The sequence below is a fragment of the Pirellulales bacterium genome (assembly GCA_019694455.1).
Taxonomy (GTDB): domain Bacteria; phylum Planctomycetota; class Planctomycetia; order Pirellulales; family JAEUIK01; genus JAIBBY01.
Genome location: JAIBBY010000075.1, coordinates 1 through 15,239 on the forward strand (window position 1 = coordinate 1; position 15,239 = coordinate 15,239).

Consider the following 15,239-nt stretch of genomic DNA (forward strand, 5'->3'; position numbering starts at 1 on the left):
GTCTCCGCGCCTCTGCGGTTCCTCTTCCCCCTCGCCCCCGCGCAGCAGGGGGAGAGGGCAAGGCCGCAGGCCGAGGGTGAGGGGGTCTTCGTCTTGTCCGAGCGCCCTCATCCGGCCTTCGGCCACCTTCTCCCAGAGGGAGAAGGCCGAACTCAACTCACCTCTTGTGCTCGGCTTGCCACCTGTTCTCGACCTTTCTTTCCTTCTCCTCTCTGCGTCTCCGCGCCTCTGCGGTTCCTCTTCCCCCTCGCCCCCGCGCAGCAGGGGGAGAGGGCAAGGCCGCAGGCCGAGGGTGAGGGGGTCTTCGTCTTGTCCAAACGCCCTCATCCGGCCTTCGGCCACCTTCTCCCAGAGGGAGAAGGACGAACTCAACTCACCTCCTGCGCTCGGCTTGCCACTTGTTCTCGACCTTTCTTTCCTTCTCCTCCCCGCGTCTTGGCGTCTCTGCGTGAGCCGCTTTCTTCCCCCTCGCCCCCGCGCAGCAGGGGGAGAGGGCAAGGCCGCAGGCCGCGGGTGAGGGGGTCTTCGTCTTGTCCAAACGCCCTCATCCGGCCTTCGGCCACCTTCTCCCAGCGGGAGAAGGCCGAACTCAACTCACCTCTTGTGCTCGGCTTGCCACCTGTTCTCGACCTTTCTTTCCTTCTCCTCTCTGCGTCTCTGCGGTTCCGCTTCTTCCCTAACCCCTAACCCCTACTTCGCCTTCGCCATTCTCGAAGCCAAATAACTCGATAGCGCCAGATCGAGCGGCTGATCGGTCCGCAGTTGCACATAGTCGATCCGCTGATGCCGGCAACCCAACTCCACGCTCCGCACAAACTTGCCAAACTCCTCCAGGTACGCCTTGCGGATCGAACGCGGATCGGCCACCACCTCCGGCAATTGCTCCATCCCCTTGAACAGCGTCACCCGCTCGAACGGAAAATCGAGCTCCGCCGGGTCGAGCACGTGAAACACAATCACGTCGTGCCGCCGGTGCCGCAAATGCTTCAGCCCCGCGAGCGTGGCCGTCAGGTTGTCGAACAAATCGCTGAACACCACCACCAGCCCGCGCTTTTTGAACCGCTCGGCCAGGTCGTGCAAGATGGCGCCGGTGGCGGTCTTGCGCTGCGGGGCAGTTTCTTCCATGACGTGCAGAATTTGCTTGAGGTGCGACGAGTTGCTGCTGGGGCGCACCACCGTCCGCAGTTCGCTATCGAAGGTCGCCAGGCCGATCGAGTCTTGCTGCTGCAACACCAGGTAGGCCAGCGCCGCGGCGGCGGTCTTGGCGTATTCCAGCTTGGATAGCGCCGCGCCGCTGCTCTGGTAGCGCATGCTCTCGCTGGTGTCGAGCACCAGATAGGTCACCAGGTTCGTTTCGGTCTCGAACTGCTTCAGGTACACCTTGTCGGTCTTGCCAAACACCTTCCAATCCACGTAGCGCAGGTCGTCGCCGGGCACATACTCGCGATGCTCGGCGAACTCGATGGACAGTCCGTGGTAAGGGCTGTGATGCACGCCAGAAACGTAGCCCTCCACGATCAGGCGCGCGCGCAGCTCCAAACCCTGGATGCTAGCCAGCGTCTGCGGACTTAAATACTTCTGGTAGTTTTCCACGCGCCGCTTCTTCGGGTTCGTCGGCCGGGATCAAATCGATCAGCCGCTCAATGATGTCGTCGGGGCCGATCCCCTCGGCCTCGGCGTTGAAGTTGGTCATCACGCGATGCCGCAGCACCGGCAGCGCCACCGCCCGCACGTCGCTCGTGTCGGCGAAGAAGCGGCCGTGCAGCACCGCCCGCGCCTTGGCCCCCAGCACCAGGTATTGGCTCGCTCGCGGCCCCGCCCCCCAGCTCACATAGTCGCGGACAAAGTCGGGCACGTCTCCCTGCTCGCGCCGTGTCAGCCGCGTCAGCTTCAGCGCGTAGCGCATCACATGCTCGGCCACCGGCACGCGGCGCACGATCATCTGCAAAGTCAAAATTTCCTCGGCCGACAACGTGCGCACGATCTCGGCCCCCGTGTCGGTCGTGGTGCGCCGCACAATCTCCAGCTCTTCGTCTTCGCTCGGGTAGTCGACAAACACGTTGAACATGAAGCGGTCAAGCTGCGCCTCGGGCAAGGGATACGTCCCCTCCTGCTCAATCGGGTTCTGCGTTGCCAGCACAAAGAACGGCTCGGCCAACCGATGCCGCGTGCCTCCCACCGTCACCTGATACTCTTGCATCGCCTCCAGTAGCGCGGCCTGCGTCTTGGGCGGTGTGCGGTTCACCTCATCGGCCAGAATGACATTGGCGAAGATCGGCCCCGGCAAAAACTTGAACGCCCGCGTCCCCGAGATGCGATCTTCTTGAATCACCTCGGTGCCGGTGATGTCCGACGGCATCAGGTCGGGCGTGAATTGAATGCGATTGAACGAGAGCGTCAGGCTGTCGGCCAGGGTGCGAATCATCAGCGTCTTGGCCAGCCCCGGCACGCCCACCAGCAAGGCGTGGCCACGCGCGAACAGCGCCACCAGCAATTCTTCGATCACGGTCTCTTGCCCCACGATCACCTTGCTCAGTTCGTGGCGAATGCGATCGCACGCCTGATGAAGCTTTTGCACGGCTTGAACATCGCTGTCGAAAGGCATCGCAATCATCCGTGGGGTCTAAAGGTGGCGAAAAAAACGGCATCTCAAAACTACGGCGACTTGCCCGGCTCGGCCGCGGCCGGCGTCTCGCGCGCGGCGGTGCGGTCGCCGTCGGGCGGCGTGTTCGCTTCGCCAAAAGCGGTCAAACGGTTGGCCCCGGCAATCAACAGCAGGCGATCGGCGATCAGCAGGTTGCCGCCCGTGGCCGTCTCGTCGCGGCCGCGCAGGTCGATGCTGCGCCGCAACTCGCCGCTGGCCTGATCGAACTCAAAGATCGCGGTCCGCGTGGGCCAATAGATCAGGCTCCCCGCCAATACCCCGCGGCCAAACCCGCGCGGCGATTCGCCGTCGGGCCAGCCGCGCACCAGCTTGCCGCTTTCCACGTCGATCCAATACAGCCGCTCGCCGCTGGCCACCAGCGATCCCGCCGCCACCCCCAGCAGGTGGATCGCGTCGGGCGTGTAGCGCGTGTCCCAGAGCAGCGCGCCGGTCTCGGCGCTCAAGGCGTAAATGCGTTCGCTGTCCGACGGCGCGGCGAACACGCGCCCCTCGTCAATCACGCACGGCGTCAGATCGCGCTGCAGATAGGTGTGGGGCTGGCTCAGGTCTCCCACCTGTTGCTGCCGGTACACGCGCGCCCATTCCAAATGCCCATCGCGCGTCGACAGTTTGGCCACCGCCCCCAGGTTGGTGTTGAGATACAAAAACTCGCCGTCGAGCGTGAGCAGGTTGCTGGTCGCCTCGTCCATCTGTCCGCGCGCCGTGGTCTCGGCCGAAGCGACATACCGCCGCCAAAGCTGCCGCCCCGTGTCGGCGTCGTAACAGGCCACATGCGCCTGCGGGCGCACGTCGCTGCGGCGCAGCGCCACATACAGCTTGTCGCCGGCGACGACCGGCGCCCCCTCGAAGGCGAACTTCTCCTCCTCCGGAAAAATCTTCCACAACAACCGCCCCTGCGCCTGCAAATCCAGGCACGCCAGATAGCCGCGCCGCTCGTCGCTGACCGGATCGCTCACCGTGGAGGTGAGCGGCGAACCCAGCCGCGCGTACAGCCGATGTCGGTCGGCGGTCATCGAATAGCGCGGAACGATCGACTGCGTGTTGTAGAATGACCGCCGCAGCGGACTGTTGGGCGTCGAGTCGCGATGGATCACGCCATCTTCGGAGCCCCAGGCCGGCTTTCCCGTCGCCAGCTCGTAGGCCATGATCTGGTCGCTGGTGTTGACCAGCACCAGGTCATCCACCACCAGCGGATGATAGCTCAACAGCCTGTGCTGCTTGCCGATCACGGGCCGCGTGGCGGTCACGCGCCGCACCATCGGCCCGGTCGAGAGCACCATCACCTCGCTCGCCGCCACTTCCGTCAGCGGCGCCTGCCACGCCTTGGCGCCCAGGTCGACCGCGTGCCGCGCCACTCGGCTGCGCCGCGCGTTGCCGGCGAACGTCGGCCAGTCGCCGCCGACCGGCTCGGCCGACCAGGCGCTGCTGGCGGCCAGTGTCGCCTCCAGCAAATCGGCGAACTTGCCTTGCCGCCCCGCCAATACGCCGGCGGCGTCGCCATACCGCGCGCGGTAGTCGGTCAACTCGCGCTGCGCCCGCTCGGCGCGCCCTTCCAATATCGATACCAGCACCAGCCGCGCGTTGATCTCGGCCTTCGATAGCTCGGTATCGGGGTAAACCAGCAGCGTGTCGACCACGCTGTTCGCCGTCGCCGCCCCCACCCGCTCGGCGGTCGGCAGAATCATCTGCCATGCCCGCCGCGCGCCGCTATGGTCGCCGCGCTCCAGCGCCAACTCGCCCAACAGCGCCAGCGCGTCGTCGGTCGAGCGGCTGGCAAAAGTCTCCTCCACCACCTTCCACAGCAGCGCCTCGTCGCGCGCCGCCTGGCCTTGTTCCCACCACGCCCGCGCAATCGGGTCGGCCGCTTGTCGATACAATTCCAGCGCCTCGGCGGGCGCCGCGCAAAGTCGCTGCTGGCAATAGTCGCTCACGCTGATGTAGCGCCGCTCGCCAACGTCGATCAGCCGGTCGCCGTTCGATTCGTCAAGCTGGCGCAAGGCGTCCAGCGCTTCGCCCCACTGGCCCGCTTCCAAAAGCGTGTTGAACTGCGTCAGATGCGTCTTGCCCGCGTTGTCGATCTCGTCGAGGTAGACCGCTTCCGATAGCTCATAGCGGTTCGAGATCTGAAACTGCCCCCTGGCGCCGCTCGCCGTCAGGCAGGTCACCAGCGCCGCCAGCGCGGCGGCCCAGCAAAAGCAACGGCCCGCTGCGCCGCTGAGCATCGGTCCCGAGCGTTTTTCTTCTCGAGTCATGCTCCCGATCTACTCCGCTCCGAGCGGTCCCTGAGCCCGGCCGACCAGCGGCAGACTGACAGCGCCAGCCAAACGCTGGCTGCCAGTTCAATGGCCGCGCCTGGATGAATATGGTCCGTGCGTTCGCTCCGTCGCGCGCGCCGCCGCTCGGCAAGCGCTTCGCCACAGTAGCCATATCCTTGCGGCGCCTGCCAAAGGGTCAACGCGGCTAACCGCAAATATAGACCCGCACGCGGTTTAGCGGAACAGCGCTCCACGTCGCCGGTGGACACTGCCGGACATTCAGACGCCCGCTTGACCGCGCTACTTGGCGGCGTATCCCTCGACGATCCGCCCCAGGTAGAAGGCGCAGACCCCCGACACCAGCATCACCAGCATGGTGCGCACGTCGATCGTCTGTTGAAGCTGCAAAACGATCGACAGCGGCGGCAACCCCAATCCCACCATCTGCAACACGCGCCCAATGAACTGCATTCGTCTCGCCGCCGCCGGTTATTGACTGCCACGCCAAGGGATAGCTCCCCGCGAGTCAAAATCGTACGCTGACCTTTCTCCCGGCTCAACGCCCGATTCCCCGCCAACTCTTGCCCGCGATGACTACCCCCCCCACCGCCGACCCGCACGCCAAGCGCAGCTACCCGCGTACCATCCTCCGCGCGCTGCGCCTGCGCTGCCCCATCTGCGGCCGTGGCAAGCTGTTCGACGGCTGGTTCCGCATGCGCGCCGGCTGCGACTTTTGCGGCTATCAGTTCCAGCGCGAGCCGGGCTACTTTCTCGGCTCGATCTACTTCAACTACGGGCTGACCGCCTTGATCGTCACGGCCAGCTTTTTCATCGGCTTCTTCGCGTTCGACTTTTCGCCCGACCGCATGATCTGGGCGCTGACGGCGTTTTGCGTGCTCTTCCCGCTCTGGTTCTTTCGCTACGCCCGCAGCCTGTGGATGGGCTTCGACACCTTTTGGGACCCGGCCAGCGCCCGCGACCACTGGCTGCCCGAGGGGGGGGAGGCCAGCGAAAAAACCCCTCGCTGAAGCCCTCCGTCACCTCTGCAAGCGGTACATCACGCTCCATACGTCGTGCAGCGCGTCTTCGTATTCCGCCCCCGCGCGCCCCAGGTGACGCGCCACCTCCGACTTGAAGTTGCTGTAGTCCAACTCGCGCGTCAGTTCCGTCACCACCGTGGTCCAAGTTTCCTTGGGCACAAACCAGCGGTAGGCGTAGTCGGTGCCGACATACTCGCGAATCTCCTGCCCCCCCAGCAGTTCGGCAAACCGCGCTTGTAGCGCCGTCAGATGCTCCTTGCGCCGCGCGCGCACCATGATCGTGTCGACGTCGATCGGCTCGCAATCTCCGCCGTTGCCTTGCCGCGCGCACACCGCGCTATAAAAACCGTACCTGGTGAAAAGCCACATCGCCTACACCCCCAGTGAGTAAGTGCCAACATCCCCCGCCCCTCGTGCGGCATGTTAGCACAACTCGCGCCCGACGCTCGCGATATTGCCGCGTGGACCAAAAGCAGGCCCTCGCGCGGCATCGCACCGCCGCGTGGAGAACCGCGCGAGGGCATACGACTGCGGCGACCGCAACGCGTTCGGCCATGCGCCATCCCCGCACCGTAGCCTGGGGCCAGCGCAGCGCCGCCCCAGGTACGCATTGTGATGCAGCGCTAGCGCCGTCTCACCGTCTCTCACCGTCGCCGCGAATACCAAAATAGCCCCAGCGCTCCCGCCACCAGCAAGGTCAGGCCCCCCGGTTCCGGCACCGACACCGCTTCTAGCGCGTCGATATTTTCCGTCGTCGTGCCAAAGGTTCCCTTGACGTCCAGCGCCGTGTCCCAGGTGTAGCCGCCTTGAATCAAAAACTTCGTCGGGCTGGTCGCGTCGTCGTAGAGAAAGATCTCGCCGCCGTCCAAGTTGGGTAGCGCCGGATCAATCTGGCTCAAATCAATCGGCCGAATACTGAAGGTGACCTGCTTTCCATAAGTCATGATGGCGTCCACATCCATCTGCTCGACCAGTTGACTCCACAAGGCGCCTCCCTCGCCGATGCCGCCGTATTGCAAGTCCATGGCGGCGGCCAGATGAGTGGTGAAGGTGTGCGCAACGCTCGTGCCCGATCCTACGTTGTAGTTCCAGATCGCCACCTTCTGCGGCGCAGCGGGAAATTGCGCGAACGGATCGCCCGCCAGCGAGTAGCGGTCGGTGTCGTCGTTGTTGTCGCCCCCCCAAACCTCCAGGCCGTCCACATCGATCGGCGGGTTGGTCGCGTCAAGATCGGTGGCGGTGGCCCACACGCCAAAGCCGGGCGTGGCGTTGGGGTTGCTCGTCGGCCGAACATAAAGCACCCGCGAATCCCCCTCCGCCGAAAACAACAGCGCCGATTGATCGTCGCGCAAAGCCTGAAACAGCGCGTCGCCGCCGGCGGAAATTCCGTCCACTCCGGTGTCTGGCGGATAAAACGTCCGGCTGCCGCTGTAGTCGAACGAATCGCGCACGCCGCCGCTGCCGTCCCAAGCGACGACCTGCTCCAGATCGAAGACGCCCGCCGCGTCGCGATCGCGAATGTCGGAAAAATCTTTGCCCGGCACGAGCTTCGGCGGCGGCACCGTGTTGCCGACATCGGGGGTCACCGGGTTGACGATGGGGACCCAAGGATTGGCGACGCAGTGGTCGGCAGACCATTGCCAGACAAGCAAGCCAGCGACAAAAACCAGGCTGCGGGCAATGCCGCGCCAAGGGCGCAATTCCAACAAGTACGGCCTGCTCGATACGGAAGTAGTGGATTTCATAACATAATCCTCGATGGAGACTGTGAGACCTTGGCGCATCGATCAAAACATCGACGGCCAGAAAAAATCTGTGTTCGCGCGATCGCGCTGCCCAGAGGTAGCCAGCGGCCGGTTGAAATCATCAACGGGCCGCCAGGCGCAAGGGCCAATAGCGGTGAGCGCGAGAAGAGCGCCGAACGTTAGCGCACGCGAGGCGAGCCAAGCGGCGACCAACGGGCCGGCAGCCGCAGTTCGCTCATTAGCTATGGCTCAAGTGTGAAGGGGGCTCGACACGGCGTTTGTGCCGATCCTGTTCCGACGCCGCCCCTCCGAATTCTGGCGTCGGCTCGGGATCGCGCCCCGATTGCCGACCACTCTAGCGATATGCCCACCCAATGTCTAGCAAATTTGGAAGCGCTCGCGGAAGCCTTCGCAAGCCGGCCTGCCAATCCGCGAATCCCCGTCCCAGCAGGGCAACTTTGCAGCCTCCCCGCGCCCTCACCCCCGCTCCTCTCGTAGGTGTACACCGTGGCGTGTTTTGCGATCCGCAACTCCGCTCCGCGACCGCCGGCGGCGCCGCAACACGCAACACCTTGTGGCGCGCATCACGATCGGACGGCCGCCCTTGCCGTTGCAAGCCAACCACGGCTCAGAGCATCAAGAGATTGCCGGGGCTTCCCGCCAGTTCTCTAGTTGCAACGGATAGCGCAGCTCGGAGATGCGCTGGAAGTGGTTGGTGTTCGCCGTGACCAGCACCAGACCGTGATGCAGGGCGATGCCGGCGATCATCGGATCGGCGCGGCCAATCGGCTGCCCGGTTCGCTCCAGGTCGGCAAAGATGCGGCCCGCCAGCTCGGCAGCCGGCCGATCGAAGTCGAGAATCTCCGAGGCGTCCGCCAATTCCAGAAATTGCTGGATGCTGGACGCCGGCCCCTTCTTGTGCAGCCCTTGCACGATTTCCATCACCGTGATGGCCGAGATCGTGAACTGAGTAAATGCCGCGCGGTAGTTCTTGGCCGTGGCGGCCACAGCGGCATTTCGCCCCTTGATGACTTCCGAGAAGATATCGGTGTCGAGAATGGACCGCTTCATTCGGACTTCTGCCGAAGCGGGTACCGCTCGCGGGCTTGGTAGGCTTCTTCGACGATTTTGTCCAACAGTTCGGCGCAGTCAGAAAACGCGCCGATGATGTCTTTGCCGTGCGAAGGTTCGCTCGGCGCGATCGAAAACCGCTCGATCGCCTCGGACACGATCGCTGCGACGGAAACATTTCTTTCCTGCGCCAGGCGTCTGGCTCGCGCGAGCGTCTGTTCGTCTAGATGAAGCTCATCAGTTGACATCGTGTGTTCTCCTCGCGGCACGGTTTCATGGGGGCAGCCGCTTGCGGTTGTTTACAGAATTCTACCACAGGCAGCGCCTGCGATACGCGGGAATTGCTCTCGGCACATACCCAGGCTGAACCCGCCGACCGCTTGACCCCCAGTCAAGCGCGCTAGCCAGGTTGAGCTACGCTCCGCGCATGACGTTCCGCCAAAGCCGCCGCCGACGACCGGCCGTGCGCGTCACCCCACGCCCCGCTCATACGTATACACCGTGGCGTGTTTTGCGATCCGCAGCTTCGGCCCCGCAAATCCGCGGCGCCGTAGTTCCGCGCTCAGTGCCGCCATCATCCCCGCATGCGAGACCACCAGCGTGTCGCAATCTTGCGCGCACAGCCGGTCGGCCGCCGCCAGCACGCGCCGCAAAAACTCCTCGCGACTGTCGCGCTGCGAGCGATGCCCCGTCAGCCAGGCCGCGCGCACCACCCATTGCCACACCCACACCGGCAGGCGCAGGTTGCCGGTGTTGAACTTCGCAAACCCCTGTTCACGCAACAGCGCGCAGCTCTCGATCTCGCCGCGATAGATCGTGTGCGCGGTGAACATGGCTCGCGGCAAGTCGCTGGCCAGGCACGCCTGCCAGCCACCGCCGCCCAGGTCGGCCTCGGTGACAATGGCCTTCGACTGGTCGTACCGCGCCAGCCAATCGATCAGGTCGGCGGCCGTGTTCCAGCCGGTCGGCAGTGGCTGTTCAACCGGAAAGTGACGAATCAGCCCGATGCGCACTACGGTTAGGCCGCCAGCAATTAAGCGGTCGCCAGTTGCGCGGCGGCCTGCTCGCGCCGCGCGCGGCGCACCAGCATATAGAAATAGGTCGACATGCTCCCCAGCAGCACAAACGGCATGCTCAGCATGAACAGGATGCTCCACATGTAGCCCTGCACGATCCGCCCCCCCACGCCGCCGTTCGACCCGGCCAGCGCCTTTTGGCACTGCGGGCAGGCCTCGGCCAGCGGGGCCAACGCCAACAGCAACATCAAAGTTGCCGCCATCACGGCGACCTGCTTCCAAAACTTGGCGTGGCGCGGGCACATGCGAGATGCCTCCTCGTTAAGACCTTGGCGTGCAACCAAAATACTACCTGTTTATCCGCTCGCCGGGTAGAGCTGGTACAGCATGACGTAAACCACCACCCCCGTAATGGATACGTACAACCAGATCGGCAGCGTCCAGCGCGCCAGCCGCCGGTGCGCCGCCAGGCGGCCCGCCAGCCCAAGATAAATCGTGCCGACCGCCAGAAACGGCACCAGCGCCGCTAGCACGATATGCGTCAGCAAGATCACCAGATAAATCGTGCGCGCCGGCTGCGGCCCAGTGAACCGCACATGCCCCGCCGCGTTGTGATAAATGAGGTACGAAACCAAGAACACGGTCGACACCCCAAACGCGGCCAGCATCGCCCGTTTGTGCGCCGCCTCGCGATGTTGCCGGATCAGCACGTAGCCCGTCACCAGCAGTACGGTGGCCAACAAGTTCAAACTGGCGTTCAGCGCCGGCAACTGCTCCACCCAACCTTGCGCCAGCGGCAGGGGGCTCAAGTCGACTCCTTCACGATGTCGGCCAGCTTGTGCTTCAGCTCCACGATCTGCGCCTCCTCGCTGCCCCGAAAACTCGCCCGCACCCGCCCCGTGCGGTCGATAATCATCAACCGCTCGCTATGCGTCCCCGGCATGGCCGACACCGCAAAGCTCTCCTCGGCCAAGCGCTGTATCTCCGGCATCGGACCGGTCAAAAACCACCAGCGATCCGGATCGGCGTTGAAGCGCACAGCGTACTCGGTCAGCCGCTCGGGCGTGTCGTGCTCTGGATCGACCGTGATGCTCACCAACTGCACGTCGGTGTCGGCCGTCTCTTTTTGCAACTGCGCCATCGCCTGATTGAGCTTGAGGCACACGCCGGGGCAGTTGGAAAAGAAGAACCCGGCCACCCACACCTTGCCCGCCAGATCGTCGCTGGTGATGGTGCGGCCGCTGCGCTCGGTGAGCGAAAAATCGACCACGCGGCGCTCGGCGGTCGCGGCGGCGGCCGCCGCCTGCTGGCGGGGCGAACGGTGCTGATACTGCCGCACCCCCATCAACCCCGCCAACAACAGCAGCACCAATCCCCAAAATGCCAGCATTCCCGATCGCATTAGCCATCGCTCCCGGCGCGCTTGCCCGCGCCCACTTAGGCCAACTCGGCCTTGGTCGGGCGGGTGGTGACCCACACGGCGGCGCCAAAAAACAGCGCGGCCGCCAATAGTGTCATCGTCCAAGAGACCGCCATGTTTGGCAAGCCGGGCGCCAGCGGCGGATTTTCGGTCCCCCAATACAGCAAGCGCCGCAAGCCCGCCACGCCGTACGTCAGCGGATTCAGCCGCACGATCCAGGCAAGCCAGGTCGACTCTGCCGGAAAGAACGCCCCCGACAACAGCCACATCGGAAACAGCAGCAAGCTCATCACGGCGTGATAGCCCTGCGTCGAATCGGTCCGCCAGGCAAACACAAAGCCCAGCGCGGTCAGCTCCAGCGCAATCAAAAACAAAAACAACACCGCCAGCAAAAAGCCGATCGGCGCCGGCCGCACGCCAATCACCCAGCCCAGCGCCAAAAACAACACCCCCTCGAACAGCGCGATCAACGCCCCGCCCCCCACCTTGCCCAGCACCATCGACCAGCGCGGCGCCGGCGACACCAGCACCCCCTGCAAAAAACCTTCCTTGCGGTCTTCGATCACGCTGATCGTGGTGAAGATCGCCGTGAACAGCACGATCAAGGCCACCGTGCCCGGAAAGAAAAACTGCCCGTAACTCACCCCTTCGGCGCCCGGCGCGCGAAAGCTCGGTCCCAAACCCACGGCAAAGAAGATCCAAAACAAGATCGGTTGTCCCAGCGCGCCAAACACGCGGTTCGGCTGCCGAAAGAATCGCACCAACTCGCGCCGCGCCAGGCTTTGCGCCGCCAGCCAGCCGCTTGGCGCCGCGGTCGCTTCCTCCGCCATGCTCTCGGGCGTCGTGTCGCGCTTCATGCCGCCTCCTCGCGCTCGCCCCAAAACCGCCGCCCCGTCTTGCGAATGAACACGTCCTCCAAGGTCGGCTGACTCAACGTGATCGATCGCACGCGCCCCGGAAACGCCTCAACCAGCCGCGCAATCCAGGCGTGACCTTCGGGCAACTCCAATCGCACCGCGCCATCGACCACCTGCGCGCTCAGTTCAAACCGCTCGCCAATCTGCCGCGCCAGGTCGGCCGCGTCAGCGGTCACAATCGTCACCGTGTCGCCCCCCACCCCCCCCTTGAGCGCGGCGGGCGTGTCGAGCGCCACCAGCTTCCCTTCGTCCAAAATGGCGATGCGGTCGGCGCGTTCCGCCTCTTCCAGCAGGTGCGTCGTCGCCACGATGGTCACTCCCTGCTCTCGCGCCAGCGAACCGAGATAGCTCCACATCTCGCTCCGCGCCGCCGGGTCCAGTCCCGTGCTCGGCTCGTCCAACAGCAGCACGCGCGGCCGATGCAACAGGCCCCCCGCCAACTCCACGCGCCGCTTCAGCCCCCCCGACAAAGTCTCCACGCGATCGCGCGCCCGATCGGCAATGCCCAGCCGCCGCATCATCTCGCCCGCCCGCTCGCGCAGCGCGGCGCCGGTCAGGCCATACAGTTCGCCGCGATAGCGAATGTTCTCCTCGACCGTCAGCTTTTTGTCGACGCTCGGTGACTGGAACACCACGCCAATCGACTGCCGCACCCGTGCCGCCTCGGTCGTCACATCATGGCCGAACACGCGAATCGCGCCCGCGCGCAGCGGCACGAGCGTCGACACCAGCCGAAACAACGTCGTCTTGCCGCTGCCGTTAGGCCCCAGCAGACAAAAGATCTCCCCCGGCTCGATCGCCAGCGACAGATCGGCCAGCGCCAGTCGCTGACCATAGCGATGACTGACCCCGGCAATCTCGATGGCATAACGCTCGGGCATAACAGATCGCGCAATGAAGATTCAAACAGCGGTGCTCGCTTGAATCTACCCGATTGCCCCCGCCCCGCGCATGCCTAATCCCCAGCCTCTTGCTCGGTCTTTCCTAACCACCAGCCATTCTCCCCCCTCCTCTGCGCCTTGGCGGCTTTGTGTTTCTTCTTCCTCCCCACAATTCCCCCTCTGCGCCTCCGCGTCTCTGCGGTTCGTCTCCTCTTCCGCCTCGCCCCTCGCGCAGCGAAGCAAGCACCGTAGCCTGGCGTCAGCGCTAGCGCCACCCCAGGTACGCATTGTCCGTGTCACGAATCCCTAGGGCGACGCCCTAGGCTTCGCTCCCTCTCTTCCGCCTCGCCCCCACGCAGCGAAGCGCAGTAGGGGGAGAGGCAGCGACCGCAGGTCGCGGTGAGGGGGGCATTTTTCTTGCGTTCTTCTTCGCCCTAACTGCGTGCCATGTCCACGCTTCGGCGTGGACATGCCGAACTACGCGCGAGCCGACTTCGGCCTTCGCCCCCGCGCAGCGAAGCGCAGCAGGGGGAGAAGGTGGCCGATAGGCCGGATGAGGGGGCTTTCTCTTGCCACTATTCTCCCCCCTCCGCGTCTCCGCGCCTCTGCGGTTTTCTTCCCCGCGCGCTTGAACCCCCACCGCCGGCGCCGTAGGCTAGCCGCCGAGCGCTAGGACGTCATGGGGCGCGGGCGTTTTTTTCGTTCGTCGCCCCGCGAGTGTCTTTTTCTCGTCGCGGAGGTCGGCTAATGCGATTGTCTCCTTGGGCCCTCTCTCTGGCGCTGATCGCCGGCGCCGTTGGCGCTCCGCTGGCCCACGCTGGCAGCATCCAGTTTCTAAAGCCTTTTGGCTCTTCGGGCGGCATCGCCTATGGTGTGGAAGGCAAATATGTCGTCGGCGAGTCGTTCGGTCAGCAAGGGTTCCTCTACGACGGCAACACCTATAAGGTCATCCAGCCGCCCGGCGGCGGCTCAACAGCCGCACACGATATATCAGGCAACAAGATCGTCGGCTGGTACACGGCGGGATTGCAAGGCGGACGCGGATTTCTCTACGACGGCAGCACATATACCACGATTAGCCATCCCTTGGGCGTCAACGGCACAAACGCTTGGGGGATTGATGGAAATAACATCGTGGGCCAATATATCGACGCGTCGAATAAGTCTCATGGTTTTCTTTTCAATGGGACTTCGTATACCACGATTGCTTTTCCGGGAGCTAGCAGTACGCGGCCGCGCCAAATCGATGGCAATCAAATCGTGGGTAATTATACGGACAACCAGGGGATATTCCACGGTTTCCTCTTCGATGGCACGACCTACACCACGCTGGACGACCCGCTGTTCATGGGGGCCGGTTCCACAATCGCCTACGGCATCGACGGCGACAACATCGTGGGCTACACCAGCGCTAATGCTGGTGCGCTCATCGCCAGTTTTATCCACGACGGCTCGACCTATACACATCCCTTTGATGTCGAGTTGGAATTCATGGGGGGCCATCACTTCAACGGCATCTCGGGCAACCGCATCGTCGGCGAATACAATGACCAGCCCTTCATCTATACGATTCCCGAGCCGGCGTCGCTGGCGCTGGCCCTCTTCGCCGCGCTAGCGCTGCCGCTGGTCCGCTGGCGATCCCACAGCCGCGGTTCGCCAGCTTAAGGGCCGCGGCACGTTTTCTCTCCTTCCTCCGCGTCTCGGCGGTTCGTCCTGCTTCTCGCCACTGGCCACGAATCGCCACTCCATTCCGAAAACTCCGAAAACCCTTTCGCCTCTCCCGCGCGAGTGCCGCGGCGCAAGCCGTGACACATCAAGCGTTTTGAAAAACAGAATCCCGCTTCGCATTCGTTGTCGGAGAGGGGTTATCGGAGTCCACCCCCCTGTTTTCGTGTTTTCGTTGCAATTCAGTTCGCTGTTTCCCCCGCGCCCCACCGTGCCGCAGCCACCGCGCTGCCTCACCTGCTCCACTGCTCCACTTATCACCTGCTCCCTCCCCTCTCCGCGCCTCTGCGTCTCGGCGGTTTTTTTCTTCCCTCTTCCCAAAATTTTCGTTGCTTTTTGGGCCAACTATTTGCTAATGTACTGATGTTCACTGTTTCGCATGTCCATGACTCGGCCGCAGCGAGTTTCACCATGCCACGACCGCCCGCTCTCGACGACGAAAAGAAACGTCAGATCGTGACCCTCGTCTCGGCCGGCCTCAGTCGCCTGGCGGCGGCCAAGTTC

The 15,239-nt window shown here is 64.2% G+C and carries 16 protein-coding genes; 2 read left to right on the forward strand and 14 right to left on the reverse strand.

The features are described from left to right. Positions 1-690: 690 nt before the first annotated feature. The 4 genes from K1X71_19560 to K1X71_19575 form a co-directional block, all read right to left on the reverse strand. Complete coding sequence (locus K1X71_19560; protein ID MBX7075345.1) at positions 691-1,593, reverse strand: DUF58 domain-containing protein; 903 nt, start codon at positions 1,591-1,593, stop codon at positions 691-693. After that, positions 1,550-2,605, reverse strand: coding sequence for a MoxR family ATPase (locus tag K1X71_19565; protein ID MBX7075346.1), 1,056 nt, complete (start codon positions 2,603-2,605; stop codon positions 1,550-1,552). Before K1X71_19565 ends, K1X71_19560 begins: the two co-directional genes overlap by 44 nt. 50 nt (positions 2,606-2,655) lie before the next feature. Further along, the gene (locus tag K1X71_19570) at positions 2,656-4,917 is read right to left on the reverse strand and encodes a PQQ-binding-like beta-propeller repeat protein (GenBank protein ID MBX7075347.1); all 2,262 of its coding nucleotides are present in this window, start codon (positions 4,915-4,917) and stop codon (positions 2,656-2,658) included. Positions 4,918-5,220: 303 nt separating this feature from the next. Continuing rightward, positions 5,221-5,391, reverse strand: coding sequence for a hypothetical protein (locus tag K1X71_19575; protein MBX7075348.1), 171 nt, complete (start codon positions 5,389-5,391; stop codon positions 5,221-5,223). A gap of 119 nt (positions 5,392-5,510) precedes the next feature. Between K1X71_19575 and K1X71_19580 the strand changes: the two genes are divergently transcribed. Further along, the gene (locus K1X71_19580; GenBank protein ID MBX7075349.1) at positions 5,511-5,948 is read left to right on the forward strand and encodes a DUF983 domain-containing protein; all 438 of its coding nucleotides are present in this window, start codon (positions 5,511-5,513) and stop codon (positions 5,946-5,948) included. Positions 5,949-5,957: 9 nt separating this feature from the next. Here K1X71_19580 and K1X71_19585 read toward each other — a convergent pair whose 3' ends face one another. From K1X71_19585 to K1X71_19630, 10 genes are all read right to left on the reverse strand, one after another. Continuing rightward, on the reverse strand, positions 5,958-6,329 hold the full coding sequence (locus K1X71_19585) for a hypothetical protein (protein ID MBX7075350.1): 372 nt from the start codon (positions 6,327-6,329) through the stop codon (positions 5,958-5,960). A gap of 275 nt (positions 6,330-6,604) precedes the next feature. Then, complete coding sequence (locus K1X71_19590) at positions 6,605-7,705, reverse strand: PEP-CTERM sorting domain-containing protein (GenBank protein ID MBX7075351.1); 1,101 nt, start codon at positions 7,703-7,705, stop codon at positions 6,605-6,607. Positions 7,706-8,341: 636 nt separating this feature from the next. Further along, entirely contained in the window at positions 8,342-8,776 is a 435-nt protein-coding gene (locus K1X71_19595) for a type II toxin-antitoxin system VapC family toxin (GenBank protein MBX7075352.1), read from the reverse strand. Next, complete coding sequence (locus tag K1X71_19600; GenBank protein ID MBX7075353.1) at positions 8,773-9,024, reverse strand: hypothetical protein; 252 nt, start codon at positions 9,022-9,024, stop codon at positions 8,773-8,775. Before K1X71_19600 ends, K1X71_19595 begins: the two co-directional genes overlap by 4 nt. Positions 9,025-9,246: 222 nt before the next feature. Next, entirely contained in the window at positions 9,247-9,789 is a 543-nt protein-coding gene (locus tag K1X71_19605) for a histidine phosphatase family protein (GenBank protein MBX7075354.1), read from the reverse strand. Between the two features lie 20 nt (positions 9,790-9,809). Continuing rightward, positions 9,810-10,097 carry a hypothetical protein gene (locus K1X71_19610; protein ID MBX7075355.1) on the reverse strand — a complete coding sequence of 96 codons (288 nt, stop codon included), beginning with the start codon at positions 10,095-10,097 and terminating at the stop codon, positions 9,810-9,812. 51 nt (positions 10,098-10,148) lie between these two features. Next, on the reverse strand, positions 10,149-10,586 hold the full coding sequence (locus K1X71_19615; protein MBX7075356.1) for a DUF420 domain-containing protein: 438 nt from the start codon (positions 10,584-10,586) through the stop codon (positions 10,149-10,151). An 11-nt stretch (positions 10,587-10,597) separates the two neighbouring features. Continuing rightward, positions 10,598-11,194, reverse strand: coding sequence for an SCO family protein (locus K1X71_19620; GenBank protein MBX7075357.1), 597 nt, complete (start codon positions 11,192-11,194; stop codon positions 10,598-10,600). A gap of 35 nt (positions 11,195-11,229) precedes the next feature. Next, positions 11,230-12,042, reverse strand: a complete 813-nt coding sequence (locus K1X71_19625) for an ABC transporter permease (GenBank protein MBX7075358.1) — start codon at positions 12,040-12,042, stop codon at positions 11,230-11,232. Between the two features lie 23 nt (positions 12,043-12,065). After that, the gene (locus tag K1X71_19630; protein ID MBX7075359.1) at positions 12,066-13,010 is read right to left on the reverse strand and encodes an ABC transporter ATP-binding protein; all 945 of its coding nucleotides are present in this window, start codon (positions 13,008-13,010) and stop codon (positions 12,066-12,068) included. A gap of 747 nt (positions 13,011-13,757) precedes the next feature. Between K1X71_19630 and K1X71_19635 the strand changes: the two genes are divergently transcribed. Further along, positions 13,758-14,675, forward strand: coding sequence for a hypothetical protein (locus tag K1X71_19635; GenBank protein ID MBX7075360.1), 918 nt, complete (start codon positions 13,758-13,760; stop codon positions 14,673-14,675). Positions 14,676-15,239: the final 564 nt, after the last annotated feature.

Excerpts from the sequence above, each read along its gene's own strand:
- K1X71_19585 (MBX7075350.1), bottom strand. The coding sequence starts at position 6,329 with ATGTGGCTTTTCACCAGGTACGGTTTTTATAGCGCGGTGTGCGCGCGG.
- K1X71_19610 (MBX7075355.1), bottom strand. The coding sequence starts at position 10,097 with ATGTGCCCGCGCCACGCCAAGTTTTGGAAGCAGGTCGCCGTGATGGCG.
- K1X71_19620 (MBX7075357.1), bottom strand. The coding sequence starts at position 11,194 with ATGCGATCGGGAATGCTGGCATTTTGGGGATTGGTGCTGCTGTTGTTG.
- K1X71_19570 (MBX7075347.1), bottom strand. The coding sequence starts at position 4,917 with ATGACTCGAGAAGAAAAACGCTCGGGACCGATGCTCAGCGGCGCAGCG.
- K1X71_19575 (MBX7075348.1), bottom strand. The coding sequence starts at position 5,391 with ATGCAGTTCATTGGGCGCGTGTTGCAGATGGTGGGATTGGGGTTGCCG.
- K1X71_19580 (MBX7075349.1), top strand. The coding sequence starts at position 5,511 with ATGACTACCCCCCCCACCGCCGACCCGCACGCCAAGCGCAGCTACCCG.
- K1X71_19565 (MBX7075346.1), bottom strand. The coding sequence starts at position 2,605 with ATGCCTTTCGACAGCGATGTTCAAGCCGTGCAAAAGCTTCATCAGGCG.
- K1X71_19590 (MBX7075351.1), bottom strand. The coding sequence starts at position 7,705 with ATGAAATCCACTACTTCCGTATCGAGCAGGCCGTACTTGTTGGAATTG.
- K1X71_19600 (MBX7075353.1), bottom strand. The coding sequence starts at position 9,024 with ATGTCAACTGATGAGCTTCATCTAGACGAACAGACGCTCGCGCGAGCC.
- K1X71_19625 (MBX7075358.1), bottom strand. The coding sequence starts at position 12,042 with ATGGCGGAGGAAGCGACCGCGGCGCCAAGCGGCTGGCTGGCGGCGCAA.
- K1X71_19635 (MBX7075360.1), top strand. The coding sequence starts at position 13,758 with ATGCGATTGTCTCCTTGGGCCCTCTCTCTGGCGCTGATCGCCGGCGCC.
- K1X71_19595 (MBX7075352.1), bottom strand. The coding sequence starts at position 8,776 with ATGAAGCGGTCCATTCTCGACACCGATATCTTCTCGGAAGTCATCAAG.
- K1X71_19630 (MBX7075359.1), bottom strand. The coding sequence starts at position 13,010 with ATGCCCGAGCGTTATGCCATCGAGATTGCCGGGGTCAGTCATCGCTAT.